Source organism: Actinacidiphila epipremni, from assembly GCF_012034175.1.
Lineage (GTDB): Bacteria > Actinomycetota > Actinomycetes > Streptomycetales > Streptomycetaceae > Actinacidiphila > Actinacidiphila epipremni.
Window position 1 is genome coordinate 108,740 of the sequence record NZ_JAATEJ010000001.1, and the last position, 14,007, is coordinate 122,746.

The 14,007-nt window shown below is 73.1% G+C and carries 14 protein-coding genes; 10 read left to right on the forward strand and 4 right to left on the reverse strand.

The window, feature by feature from the left end; all coding sequences use genetic code 11:
• Positions 1-2: 2 nt before the first annotated feature.
• On the reverse strand, positions 3-482 hold the full coding sequence (locus tag HCN08_RS00385; protein ID WP_167980765.1) for an SsgA family sporulation/cell division regulator: 480 nt from the start codon (positions 480-482) through the stop codon (positions 3-5).
• Between the two features lie 378 nt (positions 483-860).
• On the opposite strand from HCN08_RS00385, the gene HCN08_RS00390 reads away from it, so the two are divergent.
• Positions 861-2,087, forward strand: a complete 1,227-nt coding sequence (locus HCN08_RS00390) for an RDD family protein (protein ID WP_167980766.1) — start codon at positions 861-863, stop codon at positions 2,085-2,087.
• Positions 2,088-3,076: 989 nt separating this feature from the next.
• Complete coding sequence (locus HCN08_RS00395; protein WP_240969651.1) at positions 3,077-3,517, forward strand: RDD family protein; 441 nt, start codon at positions 3,077-3,079, stop codon at positions 3,515-3,517.
• 8 nt (positions 3,518-3,525) lie between these two features.
• Here HCN08_RS00395 and HCN08_RS00400 read toward each other — a convergent pair whose 3' ends face one another.
• Positions 3,526-3,810, reverse strand: a complete 285-nt coding sequence (locus HCN08_RS00400) for a hypothetical protein (protein ID WP_167980768.1) — start codon at positions 3,808-3,810, stop codon at positions 3,526-3,528.
• A gap of 314 nt (positions 3,811-4,124) precedes the next feature.
• Between HCN08_RS00400 and HCN08_RS00405 the strand changes: the two genes are divergently transcribed.
• Positions 4,125-6,551 carry an immune inhibitor A domain-containing protein gene (locus HCN08_RS00405; RefSeq protein ID WP_206318175.1) on the forward strand — a complete coding sequence of 809 codons (2,427 nt, stop codon included), beginning with the start codon at positions 4,125-4,127 and terminating at the stop codon, positions 6,549-6,551.
• Between the two features lie 95 nt (positions 6,552-6,646).
• The gene (locus HCN08_RS00410; protein ID WP_167980770.1) at positions 6,647-6,949 is read left to right on the forward strand and encodes a hypothetical protein; all 303 of its coding nucleotides are present in this window, start codon (positions 6,647-6,649) and stop codon (positions 6,947-6,949) included.
• A 5-nt stretch (positions 6,950-6,954) separates the two neighbouring features.
• Here the strand turns inward: HCN08_RS00410 and HCN08_RS00415 are convergent, their stop codons facing one another.
• Entirely contained in the window at positions 6,955-7,530 is a 576-nt protein-coding gene (locus HCN08_RS00415; RefSeq protein ID WP_167980771.1) for an isochorismatase family protein, read from the reverse strand.
• A 440-nt stretch (positions 7,531-7,970) separates the two neighbouring features.
• Positions 7,971-9,290 carry a nicotinate phosphoribosyltransferase gene (locus HCN08_RS00420; RefSeq protein ID WP_167980772.1) on the reverse strand — a complete coding sequence of 440 codons (1,320 nt, stop codon included), beginning with the start codon at positions 9,288-9,290 and terminating at the stop codon, positions 7,971-7,973.
• A gap of 147 nt (positions 9,291-9,437) precedes the next feature.
• Here HCN08_RS00420 and clpS point away from each other — a divergent pair, with 147 nt between their 5' ends.
• From clpS to HCN08_RS00450, 6 genes are all read left to right on the forward strand, one after another.
• A complete protein-coding gene (clpS, locus tag HCN08_RS00425) occupies positions 9,438-9,758 on the forward strand; it encodes an ATP-dependent Clp protease adapter ClpS (RefSeq protein WP_167980773.1) in 321 nt (106 codons plus the stop codon).
• Complete coding sequence (locus HCN08_RS00430; protein WP_167980774.1) at positions 9,758-10,321, forward strand: DUF2017 domain-containing protein; 564 nt, start codon at positions 9,758-9,760, stop codon at positions 10,319-10,321. Before clpS ends, HCN08_RS00430 begins: the two co-directional genes overlap by 1 nt.
• 110 nt (positions 10,322-10,431) lie before the next feature.
• On the forward strand, positions 10,432-11,937 hold the full coding sequence (locus HCN08_RS00435; RefSeq protein ID WP_167980775.1) for an amino acid permease: 1,506 nt from the start codon (positions 10,432-10,434) through the stop codon (positions 11,935-11,937).
• A gap of 67 nt (positions 11,938-12,004) precedes the next feature.
• On the forward strand, positions 12,005-12,424 hold the full coding sequence (locus HCN08_RS00440; protein WP_167980776.1) for a Mov34/MPN/PAD-1 family protein: 420 nt from the start codon (positions 12,005-12,007) through the stop codon (positions 12,422-12,424).
• A gap of 297 nt (positions 12,425-12,721) precedes the next feature.
• A complete protein-coding gene (locus tag HCN08_RS00445; protein WP_167980777.1) occupies positions 12,722-13,000 on the forward strand; it encodes a MoaD/ThiS family protein in 279 nt (92 codons plus the stop codon).
• Positions 13,000-13,950, forward strand: coding sequence for a PLP-dependent cysteine synthase family protein (locus HCN08_RS00450; RefSeq protein ID WP_167980778.1), 951 nt, complete (start codon positions 13,000-13,002; stop codon positions 13,948-13,950). The genes HCN08_RS00445 and HCN08_RS00450 overlap by 1 nt, the downstream gene beginning before the upstream one ends.
• The last annotated feature ends 57 nt before the right edge of the window (positions 13,951-14,007 follow it).

A 14,007-nucleotide genomic window follows, 5' to 3' on the forward strand; every position in this document is an offset into this window, starting at 1 on the left:
GGCTACGCACTCGCGTCCGGGGTGTCGTCGGAGTCCTTCCACGCCTCGCGCAGCCACACGTCGTCCCCGGCGGTCGGCGCGAGCAGCCGGCTCAGCCCGTCGTCCATGCCCAGCTGCTCGTGCTCGGTGCCCGGCGGCACCGCCCGCAGCGTGCGCTCCAGCCAGGACGCGACCGGCGAGGACGGCGCCTCCAGCAGCGCCTCGCCGTCCGGCGAGCTGAGCGCCATGCACAGCACGCTGCGCCCGCCCACCTTCGTCGGCCAGATCCGCACGTCGCCGTGCCCGCACGGCCGGAACACCCCCTCCACGATCAGCTCACGGGCGAACGTCCAGTTGACGGGCAGGTCGGAGCCCACATGGAAGGTGATGTGCACGGCGAACGGATCGCTGGAGCGGTAGACCAGCCTCGCCGGTACGGGGATGCTGCGCTCGGGCGACAGCACCAGCTGCATTTCGAGTTCGCGTTCCACCACGGTCTGCATCGAGTCGACGTCCTTTCCTTGGCGCGGCGGCCCCTCTTGGCGGGTATCGCTGAGCGGGGCCAGCACCTGGAGAGAGCGCGTGCCTCTCTCACCATTACGTGACTTCGCGGGATTAGGTTCAAAATCCGGGAAGAGGGGGCGCGCGGCGGCGTGTGCGGGTAATGACGAGTCAGGCGTGCGAGGCATGCCGGGGCGCGGAGCGGGGTAGGGCGGGGCGGGTGCGTGGCCGGTGCGCGGCCGGTGCGTGGCCGGTGCGCGGCCGGTGCCGGGCGGGTGCCGGGCGGTGCGGCGCGCGGCGGCGCGGGCCCGCGGGTGCCCCGGGTCTGGTATTTCTGGACGCTGCACCCCCTGGCCGAGCAGATACGGACCCCGTGACCCATGAGCGCACCTCCTTCCGGTCCTTCTGGTTCTTCCGGTTCCGCGTCGTCCCCGGCGCCCGGCTACTACCCGGACCCGTCGATCCCGAACTACATCCGCTACTGGAACGGTTCCGCGTGGGTGCCGGGCACCAGCAGGCCGGCCCCGCCGGGCGAGTCCGGTACGGCCTCCGGTCCGCCGGCGCCCGGGCCCGTCGTGCCGCCGCCCGCGATGCCGGCCGTCGACGAGTCGGGCCCGATGTTCCTCGACGCCGACCCCGCGGCCCCCACCGCCGTCCAGGGCACCCCGGCCCCCACGGTCCCGCCCCAACCCGCCGCCGGTGAGTGGCCCGAGCCGGCCGCTGCGCCGCCCGCCGCGGAGTGGCCCGAGCCGGCCGAGCCCGCCGGGGGTTGGCCGTCGCCGGCCGGGCAGCAGGCCGCCGCGGCGCCCGGGCCCGCGTGGCCGGTGCCGGCGGCGAACCCGCCGGGGGGTGAGCTGCCGCCCATCTCCTGGGGCGCGCAGGGGCAGCCCGCGCCGCACCAGCACCCGGCTCCGCACCAGCAGCAGCAACCTGCCCCGCAGCCCTTCCCGATGCCGTCCCCGCCCGAGCCGCCCACGCAGTCCACGCCCTCGCCCATCGGCAACCCGCCCGTGCCGCAGCAGAACGCCGCGCCCTGGGCCGAGCAGGTGCACGAGCTGGCCCGTGACGCGCCGCTGCCCTGGCGTCCCGTCGCCGCCGACCCGTTCGCGAGCGCCCGGGCGCAGGACCGGCCCGGCGGGCTGCTCCGGCGGCTGGCCGCGTGGGTCGTCGACACGGTGGTCTTCGTCGCGGTGACCGGGGCGGCGGCGCTGCCGCTGGGCTCGGCGGCGTACCACCACGCGCAGGACAAGGTGGACGCGGCGAAGCTCACCGGCGAGACGGTGAAGGTGTGGCTCCTGGACGCCACGACCGGCGCGGAGGCCGCGGCGGCGCTCCTGGTCGCCCTCCTCGCCGGCATCCTCCTGGAGGTGCTCCCCACGGCCAAGTGGGGCCGCACGCTGGGCAAAAAGCTCACCGGCCTGAGGGTCCTCGACATCGAGGCCCAGCAGCCCCCCACCTTCTGGCCCAGCCTGCGCCGCTGGTTGCTCCGCACGGTCCTCAACGCCCTCGCCATCGGCGCGGTGGGTATGGCCTGGGCCCTCATCGACCGCCCCTGGCACCAAGCCTGGCACGACAAGGCAACCCACACGTTCGTCGCCGCGAGCTAACCCCGACGCCGGTGGCCGCCCCCCCCGGGGGCCAAGGGGGCGGCTACGCCGCGGGGCGCCCGCCCGGGGGCGCGGGGCCGCCCTGCATTTGCGCCCACCGCCGCATCTGCGCCCGGCGGGGCTGCGGCTGCGCCTGACGGCCACCACCCAGGGGCGCGGGGAACTGCGCGCGCAACCAACCACCGGCCGGTGGCCCGGAGACGACAGCAACAGCCCCTTTGGGGCGGTGACGACCTGCGGGCCGCATATGGCTGGTCGCGCAGTTCCCCGCGCCCCTGAAAAAGCATCCGGCGGCGCAGCCGCAAGCCCCCGCCGGCTGGGCGCCTGGACGCCGGACGTCAACCTCCAGGGGCGCGGGGAACTGCGCGCGCAACCGGCCACCGGCCGGTGGTCCGGATCGGACTGAATAGCCCCTTTGGGTCGGTGGCGATGTGCAGGCCGGTTCTTGGCTGGTCGCGCAGTTCCCCGCGCCCCTGGTGTGCTGGCCCGCGGCGCAGCCGCAAGCCCCGCCGGGGAGCGCCCACGCGGCGGCAGCCGCACATCAAACACAGCCCCGCGCCCCTGGTGTGCTGGCCCGCGGCGCAGCCGCAAGCCCCGCCGGGGAGCGCCCACGCGGCGGCAGCCGCAGATCAGATACAGCCCCGCGCCCCTGGTGTGCCGGCCCGCGGCGCAGCCGCAAGCCCGCGCGCCCCGGGGGGTTGGCGTTCGGCGTCGGGAGTCCCCCGGATGGGGGTTGGTGGGGGGCGGAGGGGCAGGTCGCGGGGTGTACTCGGCTCATGAGTAGTGATCAGCCGCCGCAGCAGCCGCCCGCAGGGAACCCGTACGGCAGCCCTCCGCCGGGGGAGGGCGGGAACCCGTACGGGAGTCCGCCGCCCGGGGAGGGTGGGCCGTACGGGGGGCAGCCGCCCGGGGGAGGCGGGCCGTACGGGGGGCCGCCGGGAGGCGGGGGGTGGGGTGGGGGGAGTCCGTACGGGCGGGGGGCGGAGCCCATGCCGGGGATGCCGCCGCTTGCCGCCTCAGGCAAGCGCCTGCTCGCCCGCATCATCGACGTCATCATCGTGCTGATCCCCGCCGGCCTCCTGGACTGGGCCGCCGGCGGCGTCCACGGCGACGACTGGACCGCCGGCCGCTCCGCGATCGGCGGCATCTTCACCGCCGGCCTCGGCTTCCTCTACGAGTGGTACATGACCAAGTCCACCGGCCAGACGGTGGGCAAGAAACTCATGGGCATCCGCGCCGCGACCCTCTCCGACGGCAGCGTCCCGTCCACCAACGCCGCCGCGGCCCGCGCCGCGATCCTCTGGCTCCCCGCCTTCTGCTGCAGCTGCTTCTGGTTCCTCATCATCGGCATCACCGTGCTGTTCGACCGCCCCTACAAGCAGGGAGTGCACGAGAAGGCGGCCAGGACCGTGGTCGTGACCGCCGTCTGATGGTGCGTTCAGCGCCGCAGCGAGTGCTGCCGTACGGGGCCGGCCTCGGCCGCGCCGGCGACCCGGGAGCGGGGGACCGGCACCGCGGCGGGCGCCGGGGCGGCGGCCGGGCGCGGGGCGGCGGCGCGGCGGGCCGCGGACACCGTGACGGCGAGCCCGAGCAGCAGCCCGCCGGCGGCGACGGCGACGACGGCGGCGCCGGAGCGTACGTCGGACAGCAGCAGCGCCGCGAAGGTGGACAGGACGACGGTGAGGGAACCGTAGGCGAGTTGCGCGGTCGTCGGACGTGGCATCGGGGGGACCGTCCTCGGGTACGTCGAAGCGGGGGCACGCTGACGGGTGGCTCCTGTTGTGCGTGCCCGGGGCGAACAGCCGGTAAGCGTGACCTAACCCACAGCACGGAGCACAAGGGGGCGCACGGGGTCGCACGCGCGTCCGAACGCCGCAATTGCAGCGGTCAACAGCCGTCCCCCGACCGCGGCCTGACGTCCGCTCAGCGGAACCGCGGAACCGGTAAACGTACTGTCCCGCCATGTCCAAGTCAAGATCTGTTTTTTCCCGCGGCACTCCGGTGCAATGGCCTTTCCCAAGGGGAGGTCAAATAATCTTGAAGAATCAGCGGAGGATCACCCAGACCGCCGCCCTGTCCCTGGCCATCGCCGTCCTCGGCGTGCTGCCCACCGCCACCGCGGCGGGCGCGTCCGAGGCGGCGCAGGACCACGCGTCCGGGACCGTGGCGTCGGCGACTTCCGACCCGGCGCAGAGCGAGCCGCACGACCTGCCGGGCCCGTTCACCAAGCAGCAGGCCGCCGAGCGGTCCGCGGCGCTCCAGCAGGTCGTCGCCGGCAAGGCGACCGTCCAGCAGATCGGCGGCTCCAAGGTCGTCAAGATCGGCGCCGGCAAGGGCGGCAAGGCCAAGGGCAAGAGCAAGTACGTGGAGCTCAGCCGGGAGAAGACCGACAAGATCTTCACCATCCTCGCGGAGTTCGGCGACCAGGTGGACAGCACCACCACCTACGACCCCGACGGCCCCGACGGCCCCGAGGCCCCCGTCACCAAGTACGGCGGCCAGCCCGGCCCGGCGCACAACCAGATCGCCCAGCCCGACCGGTCCGAGGACAACAGCACGGCCTGGCAGGCCGACTACGACCAGCAGCACTTCCAGGAACTGTACTTCGCCCACAAGTCCGGCCAGGACTCGCTGGCCACCTACTACGAGCGCCAGTCCTCGGGCCGCTACTCGGTCGACGGCGAGGTCTCCGCGTGGGTCAAGGTGCCCTGGAACGAGGCCCGTTACGGCTCCAACTACTGCGGCGCCAGCACCTGCTCCAGCGCCTGGGACCTGATCCGCGACGCCACCACCGCGTACGTCGACGACCAGAAGGCGCAGGGCCGCACCGACGCCCAGATCAAGGCGGACCTGGCGCAGTACGACCAGTGGGACCGCTACGACTACGACGGCGACGGCAACTTCAACGAGCCCGACGGCTACATCGACCACTTCCAGATCGTGCACGCCGGCGCCGACGAGTCGGCCGGCGGCGGCGCGCAGGGCACCGACGCGCTGTGGGCGCACCGCTGGTACGCCTACGGCACCGACGCCGGCCGCACCGGCCCGGCCGACAACCGCGCGGGCGGCACCCAGATCGGCGACACCGGCATCTGGATCGGCGACTACACCCTCCAGCCGGAGAACGGCGGCCTCGGCGTCTTCGCCCACGAGTACGGCCACGACCTGGGCCTGCCCGACGAGTACGACACGACGTACATAGGCGAGAACAACACCGCCTTCTGGACGCTGATGTCGTCCGGCTCGTGGATGGGCACCGGCAAGAACGCCATCGGCGACCGCCCCGACGACATGAACGCCTGGGACAAGCTCCAGCTCGGCTGGCTCAACTACGGCACGGCCAAGGCCGCGACGCGCTCCACCACCAAGCTGGGCGTGGCCGAGTACAACACCAAGGACAAGCAGGCGCTGATCGTCAGCCTCCCCGACAAGACGGTGACCACGACGATCACCCAGCCCGCCGAGGGCAGCAAGCAGTGGTGGTCCGGCAGCGGCGACAACCTCGCCAACACCCTCACCCGATCGGTGGACCTGACGGGCAAGACGTCCGCCGCCCTCACCCTCAAGGGGTGGTGGGACATCGAGGAGAACTACGACTACCTCTACACCGAGGTCTCCACCGACGGCGGCGCGAACTGGACCGCCCTCGACGGCACCGCGAACGGCGCGTCGCTGCCGCGTGACGGCGGCAACACCCCGGCGCTGACCGGCACCAGCGGCGCGTACGAGGACCTGTCCTTCCCGCTCGACGCCTACGCGGGCAAGCAGATCCAGCTGCGCTTCCGCTACCTCACCGACGGCGGTGTCGCCCAGCAGGGCTTCGCGGCCGACGCGATCACCGTCACCGCGGACGGTTCCACGCTCCTCAGCGACGGCGCCGAGACCGACGACAACGGGTGGACCGCGAAGGGCTTCAGCCGCATCGGCGCGTCCTTCACCGACGACTACCCCGAGTTCTACATCGCCGAGAACCGGCAGTACGTCAGCTTCGACCAGACGCTCAGGACCGGCCCGTACAACTTCGGCTGGACCGGCACCGCGCCGCAGAAGGTCGAGCACTTCCCGTACCAGAACGGCCTGCTGATCTGGCTGTGGGACACCTCGCAGGCCGACAACAACGTCGGGCTGCACCCGGGCGCGGGGCAGATACTGCCCGTCGACGCGCACGCCAAGGCCGAGAAGTGGGCGGACGGCTCGCTCATGCGCAACCGCATCCAGGCGTACGACTCGGCCTTCAGCTGGTATCCGACGCAGGGCTTCACCCTGCACAACAACGGTGTCGCCGCGAAGGTGCGCGCCAAGCTCGGCGTGCCGGTCTTCGACGACCACTACGGCGACTACTACGACGAGTCCAACCCGTACGGCAGCGTGCAGGTGCCCGACACCAACACGCGGCTGACCATCGTGGGCCAGCCGCTGGACGGCAGCACGATCACCGTCCAGGTGGGCCCCGCCCACCGCTGAGGCCGGCCCCGGGCACCCGGGGTCCGACCTGCTGTGATGCCGCGTTCGGCCGTCGCCTGCTGGTGGGCGGCGGCCGGATCGCGGAAAATGAGGGCATGGCGGTCGGAGGCTTCAGCAAGCTGCCGAGCGGCACGGTCGTCGTGGCGCTCGCGCTGCCGCACCCTGCCGACCCGGCCGAGCGGATACGCGTCGTGGTGCACGCGCAGAACCGGCAGCGCGCCCTGACCCGGCTCAGCAACCTGGGCTTCCGCGGCACCCGGCTGACCGGCAACACCGAGCCCCCCACACCGGACGAGATCACCGCGGTGCTGCATCACCCGGACGGGCTCATCTGGCGCGCGTACCACGCGAAGCTGTCCGACCCGTGGCACCCGATATCGACGCTGGACCGGACCTGAGGCGCTCAGCTGTCGACGAGCTCCACGCCCGCGCCGCGCAGCTCGCCCAGCGCCCGCTCGGTCGTCTCCGGGGCGACCCCCGCGGTGAGCTTGAGCAGCACCCGGGTGGTGAAGCCCGCGCGGGCCGCGTCCAGCGCGGTGGCCTTCACGCAGTGGTCGGTGGCGATCCCGACGACGTCGACCTCGGCGATCTGCCGCTCCCGCAGCCAGTCCGCGAGGCTCACGCCGTTCTCGTCCTGCCCCTCGAAGCCGCTGTACGCGGCGGCGTACGCGCCCTTGTCGAACACGGCGTCCACCGCGCCCGACGCCACGGCCGGCGCGAAGTTCGGGTGGAACCCGACGCCCTCCGTCCCGGCGACGCAGTGCACCGGCCAGGACGTCACGAAGTCCGGGTGCGCGGAGAAGTGCTCTCCGGGGTCGATGTGGTGGTCCCTGGTCGCCACGACGTGCCGGTAGCTCCCGGCGGTCTCCCCGATCAGGTCCGTGACCCCGGCGGCCACGTCCGCGCCCCCTGCCACGGCGAGGCTTCCCCCCTCGCAGAAGTCGTTCTGCACGTCGACGACGATGAGTGCGCGGTGCATATTGCCCTTCCGGCGGATCCACGAATACGGCCTGAGCCCTGGCATCTTCCCCCACCCCCTCCCACCTTCGCACGCCCCCCTGCAGGAGCCGCGGCTGCCGCCGCGTGGGCGCGCTCGGTCGGAGGCTGCATCTGCGCCGGACGCCAACCACCAGGGGCGCGGGGAACTGCGCGCTCAGCCACCCACCGGCCGGTGGTCCGGATCGAACCGAACAGCCCCTTTGGGACGGTGGCGACGTGCAGGCCGCATATGGCTGGTCGCGCAGTTCCCCGCGCCCCTGAAAAGCTCACCCCGCGGCGCGGATCGCGCCCACGCGGCGGCAGCCGCAGATCAGATACAGCCCCGCGCCCCTGAAAAAACACCCCGCGGCGCAAGCCGCAGCCCCGGGGGGTCGCGCTCAGCTGAAAAGCGCCCCGCGGCGCAAGGTGCAGCTCGGTGCGTCAGAGGAGCTCCGTGGGGAGGACGGGTTCGCCGCGGGAGAGTTGGGTGGCCGAGAGGGGGAGGGAGGCGCGAGCCTCGATGTGGCGGAGGCGGGCCGCGTCGAGAGGTTCGCGGCCGATGATGGAGCCCGCGCGGGCCAGGGGGACGAGGAGTTGGCGGTCGGCGAGGTCGGAGGGGATCTCGCCGCTGCCGATGACTTCCGCCGCGGCGACGCCATCGGCGTCCACCCGCCGGGCGGCCCACTTCCGGCCGCCCACACTCGTCTTGCCGCCCATGGACTTCTTGGCCACCGGGACGAGCCGCCCGGCGGAATCCTCGCGGGCGACGAGCTTGTAGACCATCGAGCACGTCGGCTGCCCGCTGCCGGTGACCAGCGACGTACCGACGCCGTAGGAGTCGACCGGCGCCGCCGCGAGCGACGCGATCGCGTACTCGTCCAGGTCCGAGGTCACCACGATCTTCGTGTCCCGCGCCCCGAGGTCGTCCAGCTGCTGCCGCACCCGGTGTGCGAGGAGCAGCAGGTCACCGGAGTCGATGCGCACCGCGCCCAGCTCGGGCCCGGCGATCTCGACGGCGGCGCGCACCGCCTCGCCGACGTCGTACGTGTCGACCAGCAGCGTGGTGCCGCGGCCGAGGGACTCGACCTGCGCGGTGAAGGCGTCCCGCTCGGTGTCGTGGACGAGGGTGAAGGCGTGCGCGCTGGTGCCCACCGTGGGGATGCCGTAGCGGAAGCCCGCCGCGAGGTTGGAGCTGGTGCGGAAGCCGCCGACGTACGCGGCCCGGGACGCGGCGACCGCCGCGAGCTCGTGGGTGCGGCGGGCGCCCATCTCCATCAGCGGCCGGCCCCCCGCGGCGACCGCCATCCGGGAGGCCGCCGCCGCGATGGCCGAGTCGTGGTTGAGGATCGACAGCACGACCGTCTCCAGCAGCACCGCCTCGGCGAAGCTGCCCTCGACCCGCAGGACGGGCGAGCCGGGGAAGTACACCTCGCCCTCGGGGTAGCCCCAGATGTCGCCGCTGAAGCGGTAGCCGGCCAGCCATTCGAGCGTCGGCTCGTCGACGACGCCCTCGCGCCGCAGGAAGTCCAGCACGGGCGCGTCGAAGCGGAAGTTCTCGACCGCGTCCAGCACCCGCCCGGTGCCGGCGACGACCCCGTAGCGGCGGCCCTCGGGCAGCCGCCGGGTGAAGGCCTCGAAGACCGAGCGGCGGTGCGCCGCACCGCTGCGCAGCGCCGCCTGCAGCATGGTCAGCTCGTAGCGGTCGGTGAAAAGCGCGGTGGACGGCACGTTCACCGGCAGTCCCAGCTCTGCTGTGCTCATGACCAGGATGCTACCCCCGATCTCGTCAGACTGACGAGATCTCCGCCGTGTGCGCGCCCTCACACCGCGCCGCCCCACCCGTCGCTCCGCACAACCCGCCCCCCACCGGGCACGCCCATTTGTGCGAGACCCCCCACCGGCGGCAGCATGGGGGTTGTGAGTGTTGCCGTCCCCGTCGGGCCCACCGAGACCCGCCCCGAGGAGAGCGAGGCGCCTTTCGAGGTGCCCGCGCCGGACGTCCCCTGGGTCACGATCGTCCACAACGACCCCGTCAATCTGATGAGCTACGTGACGTACGTCTTCCAGACGTACTTCGGCTACTCGAAGGACAAGGCCACCAAGCTGATGGAGGACGTCCACTACAAGGGCCGGGCCGTGGTCTCCAGCGGCACCCGCGAGGAGATGGAGCGCGACGTGCAGGCGATGCACGGCTACGGGCTGTGGGCGACATTGTCGCAGGACCGCTGATGGCCCGCGGACGCGCCCGCAAGGGCGCCTTCGGGCCCGTCGAGGGCGGCGGCGCCGCGATCGCGCTGGACGCCGACGAGATCTCCATCCTGCGCTCGCTCGCGGTGCAGCTGCTCGAACTCATCGGCCCGGGCCCCGGCGCGGCCGACGCCGACCCCGACCCGCTCGCCGAGATCTTCGCCGAGGGCCCCAGCAAGCCCCCGGAGGACCCGGCGCTGGCCAGGCTCTTCCCCAACGCCTACGAGGACGACGAGTCCGCCGCGGAGTTCCGCCGCTTCACCGAGAACGACCTGCGGGCCCGCAAGCGCGACGACGCCCTGGCGATGGTGCGCGGCCTGGACCGCGGCGGCTCGGGCATCGAGCTGTCGGCGCAGGAGGCCCGGCAGTGGATGGGCGCGCTCAACGACCTGCGGCTGACGATCGGCGTCTACCTGGACGTCAGCGAGGACGACCAGAACGGCCTCTACCACCTCCCGGACGACGACGACCGCAAGCCGATGGTGATGGCGTACCTGTGGCTCGGCCACCTCCAGGAGTCCCTGGTCGAGGCGATCACCTCCTGAGCCGCCCGGGCCGCCCGAGCCCCCGGGCCTGAGCCGCCCGGGCCCCTGAAGGCCCCCCGGGTGGCCCCGGCGAGGATTCCGCCGCCCCGCCCCCGTGGTACGAATCGGGCATGACGGACGTGAAGGACGTGCCCCCCGGCGCCGGAGCGGCAGGCGGCGCGGGCCCCGACCCCGACGCCGGCTACGTACGCGGCCTCGGCAGCCGGCAGATCCAGATGATCGCGATCGGCGGCGCCATCGGCACCGGCCTGTTCCTCGGCGCGGGCCGCGCCATCCACCAGGCCGGCCCCAGCCTCATCGTGATGTACGCGGTCGCCGGCGCCGCCGTCTTCGTGATCATGCGGGCGCTGGGCGAACTGCTCACCTACCGCCCGGTCTCCGGCTCCTTCGCCGACTACGCCCGCGAGTTCCTGGGCCCGTTCGCCGGCTACGTCACCGGCTGGACGTACTGGCTGATGTGGGTCGTCACCGGCATGGCCGAGGTCACCGCGGCGGCCACGTACATCGCCTACTGGTGGCCGGACGTGCCGCAGTGGAGCGCGGCGGCCGGCTTCCTGCTGGTGCTGTTCGCCGCCAACCTCATCTCGGTCAAGCTCTTCGGCGAGGTCGAGTTCTGGCTGTCGATGATCAAGGTCACCGCGATCGTCGGGATGATCCTCATCGGCGCCGGCGTGCTGACGCTGGGCCTGTCGGCGGCCGGTGACACCGCGTCGGTCACCCATCTGTGGCACGACGGCGGCTTCTTCCCCAACGGCGTGGGCCGCTCGCTGCTCACCTTGCAGATCGTCATGTTCGCCTACATCGCCGTGGAACTGGTCGGCGTGACGGCCGGTGAGGCGCAGGACCCGCGGCGCACCCTCCCCCGGGCCATCAACACCCTGCCGTGGCGCATCGCGCTGTTCTACGTCGGCGCGCTCACCGTCATCCTGTGCGTCGTGCCGTGGACCGAGTTCCAGCCCGGCGTCAGCCCGTTCGTCGCCGCGTTCGCGAAGATCGGCATCCCGTTCGGCGCCGGCATCGTCAACTTCGTGGTGCTGTCGGCCGCGCTCTCCTCCTGCAACTCCGGGATGTACTCCACCGGCCGCATGCTGCGCGACCTGTCCGCCAACGGCCAGGGCCCGGCCCTCTTCGGCCGCCTCACCGCACGCCGCACCCCGGCCGCCGGCATCGCGGTGTCGGTCGCCGTGATGGGCGTGGGGGTGTGGCTCAACTACGTCGACCCCGCGGGCGCGTTCACGTACATCACCGCCTTCGCCACCGTCGCCGGGGTGTGGACGTGGGGCGTGATCCTCGCCTCGCACATCCGCTACCGGGCCGCCGTACGCGACGGGCGCTGCGCCGCCGCGTGGTTCACCGCGCCCGGCGGCGCCGCGGCGAGCTGGGCGGCGCTGGGCTTCCTGGCCGCGGTGCTGGTGATGACCGGCGCCGACGGCCAGGCGCGGATCAGCCTGTACGGGGTGCCGGTGTGGGGCGCGGTCCTGGCGGCCGGCTACCGGGTGCTGCGCCGCCGCAACCCCGCCGCCTTCGCCCGCCGCCCCCACCTGCCGCCGCGGGCCCCCGGCGCCCTCGCCCCCGGGTCGCCGGAGGCCCCGGCCGCACCCGACCCGGCGCTCTAGCCCGCCGGCACTGTAGGGGGTCGTAGGGGCAGGGCCAGGCGATATGCGCCCGGGGTACTTTGCATGCATGCTGACCATCACCCAGGAGCTGCACGACCGGATCGTCGCCCACGCCCGCGCCGACCACCCCGACGAGGCCTGCGGCATCGTCGCCGGCCCCGAGGGCAGCGACCGCCCCGAGCGCTTCATCCCGATGCTGAACGCCGCCCGCTCCCCGACGTTCTACGAGTTCGACTCCACCGACCTGCTCAAGCTCTACCGGGACCTGGACGACCGGGACGAGGAGCCGGTGATCGTCTACCACTCGCACACCGCGACCGAGGCGTACCCCTCGCGTACCGACATCTCCTACGCCAACGAGCCCGGCGCGCACTACGTCCTGGTGTCCACCGCGGAGGAATTTCCCGAGCCGCAGTTCCGCTCGTTCCGCATCGTGGACGGCGTCGTCACAGAAGAACCGGTCAAAGTAGTGACTTCGTACGCCTGACGTCCCGGATGCCGAGACGCGGCCCCTGGCCCGGATCGGGGAATCGATACGATGACCCCATGGTTTCCACCGACGTGAGCGACACGGCGCCGGGCTCGCTGCTCGTGGCGCGGCTGCACGTCGACCTGTGCCGCCGCACCAGCGCCGCCTGACCGCGCGCCGACCGCACCCGTACCGCCACGCCCCGCCTGACCGCACGAACCCCGTACGGCCCGCACCGCCCCCGCGAGCCGCCGCGCGCCCCGCACGGCGACCGTGGGACCCCCGCACACCCCACGCACTCACTGGAGCGCAGACATGGCCATCGAGGTCCGCATCCCGACCATCCTCCGCACCTACACCGACGGCGAGAAGTCCGTCGAGGGTGCCGGAGCCACGCTCGACGAGCTGTTCTCCGACCTCGACACCCGGCACGCGGGTCTGCGGGACCGCGTCGTGGACGGCGGCGAGCTGCGCCGCTTCGTCAACGTCTACCTCAACGACGAGGACGTCCGGTTCCTCGACGGCATCGCCACCAAGGTCGCCGACGGCGACAGCGTGACGATCCTGCCGGCCGTCGCCGGAGGCATGGCCTGATGCGCTACGACAGCCCGCTGGCGGCGGTCGGGAACACCCCGCTGGTCCGCCTGCCGCGCCTGTCGCCGTCCGACGCGGTGAGCGTCTGGGCGAAGCTGGAGGACCGCAACCCCACCGGCTCGGTCAAGGACCGCCCGGCCCTGTACATGATCGAGCAGGCCGAGGCCGACGGGCGGCTCACCCCGGGCTGCACGATCCTGGAGCCCACCTCCGGCAACACCGGCATCTCGCTGGCGATGGCCGCCCGCCTCAAGGGCTACCGCATCGTGTGCGTCATGCCGGAGAACACCTCCGCCGAGCGCCGCGAGCTGCTGACCATGTGGGGCGCGGAGATCATCTCCTCGCCCGCGGCCGGCGGCTCCAACACCGCCGTGCGGGTCGCCAAGGAACTGGCCGCCGAGCACCCCGACTGGGTGATGCTCTACCAGTACGGCAACCCCGCCAACCCCGGCGCCCACTACGCCACCACCGGCCCGGAGATCCTGGCCGACCTGCCCACCATCACCCACTTCGTCGCGGGCCTCGGCACCACCGGCACCCTGATGGGCGTCGGCCGCTACCTGCGCGAGAAGGCCCCGGGCGTGGCGATCGTCGCCGCCGAGCCGCGCTACGACGACCTGGTCTACGGGCTGCGCAACCTCGACGAGGGCTTCGTGCCCGAGCTCTACGACGGCTCGGTGCTCACCACCCGCTTCTCCGTCGGCTCGCAGGACGCGGTGCGCCGCACCCGCGAACTGCTCCAGCAGGAGGGCATCTTCGCCGGCGTCAGCACCGGCGCCGCCCTGCACGCCGCGCTCGGTGTGGCCGCGAAGGCCGAGCGGGCCGGCGAGCGCGCGGACGTGGTCTTCATCGTCGCCGACGGCGGCTGGAAGTACCTGTCCACCGGCATCTACACCGCGCCCACCACCGAGGACGCGGTCGCCGCGCTGCACGGCCAGCTCTGGGCCTGAGGGCCCCCGCGCCCGCGCCGGACGGGACGCCCCGCCCGTCCGGCGCGCCGGCCCGCC

Excerpts from the sequence above, each read along its gene's own strand:
- HCN08_RS00395 (WP_240969651.1), top strand. The coding sequence starts at position 3,077 with ATGCCGGGGATGCCGCCGCTTGCCGCCTCAGGCAAGCGCCTGCTCGCC.
- HCN08_RS00400 (WP_167980768.1), bottom strand. The coding sequence starts at position 3,810 with ATGCCACGTCCGACGACCGCGCAACTCGCCTACGGTTCCCTCACCGTC.
- HCN08_RS00390 (WP_167980766.1), top strand. The coding sequence starts at position 861 with ATGAGCGCACCTCCTTCCGGTCCTTCTGGTTCTTCCGGTTCCGCGTCG.
- HCN08_RS00385 (WP_167980765.1), bottom strand. The coding sequence starts at position 482 with ATGCAGACCGTGGTGGAACGCGAACTCGAAATGCAGCTGGTGCTGTCG.
- HCN08_RS00435 (WP_167980775.1), top strand. The coding sequence starts at position 10,432 with ATGACGGACGTGAAGGACGTGCCCCCCGGCGCCGGAGCGGCAGGCGGC.
- HCN08_RS00415 (WP_167980771.1), bottom strand. The coding sequence starts at position 7,530 with ATGCACCGCGCACTCATCGTCGTCGACGTGCAGAACGACTTCTGCGAG.
- HCN08_RS00420 (WP_167980772.1), bottom strand. The coding sequence starts at position 9,290 with ATGAGCACAGCAGAGCTGGGACTGCCGGTGAACGTGCCGTCCACCGCG.
- HCN08_RS00445 (WP_167980777.1), top strand. The coding sequence starts at position 12,722 with ATGGCCATCGAGGTCCGCATCCCGACCATCCTCCGCACCTACACCGAC.
- clpS (WP_167980773.1), top strand. The coding sequence starts at position 9,438 with ATGGGGGTTGTGAGTGTTGCCGTCCCCGTCGGGCCCACCGAGACCCGC.
- HCN08_RS00440 (WP_167980776.1), top strand. The coding sequence starts at position 12,005 with ATGCTGACCATCACCCAGGAGCTGCACGACCGGATCGTCGCCCACGCC.
- HCN08_RS00410 (WP_167980770.1), top strand. The coding sequence starts at position 6,647 with ATGGCGGTCGGAGGCTTCAGCAAGCTGCCGAGCGGCACGGTCGTCGTG.
- HCN08_RS00450 (WP_167980778.1), top strand. The coding sequence starts at position 13,000 with ATGCGCTACGACAGCCCGCTGGCGGCGGTCGGGAACACCCCGCTGGTC.
- HCN08_RS00430 (WP_167980774.1), top strand. The coding sequence starts at position 9,758 with ATGGCCCGCGGACGCGCCCGCAAGGGCGCCTTCGGGCCCGTCGAGGGC.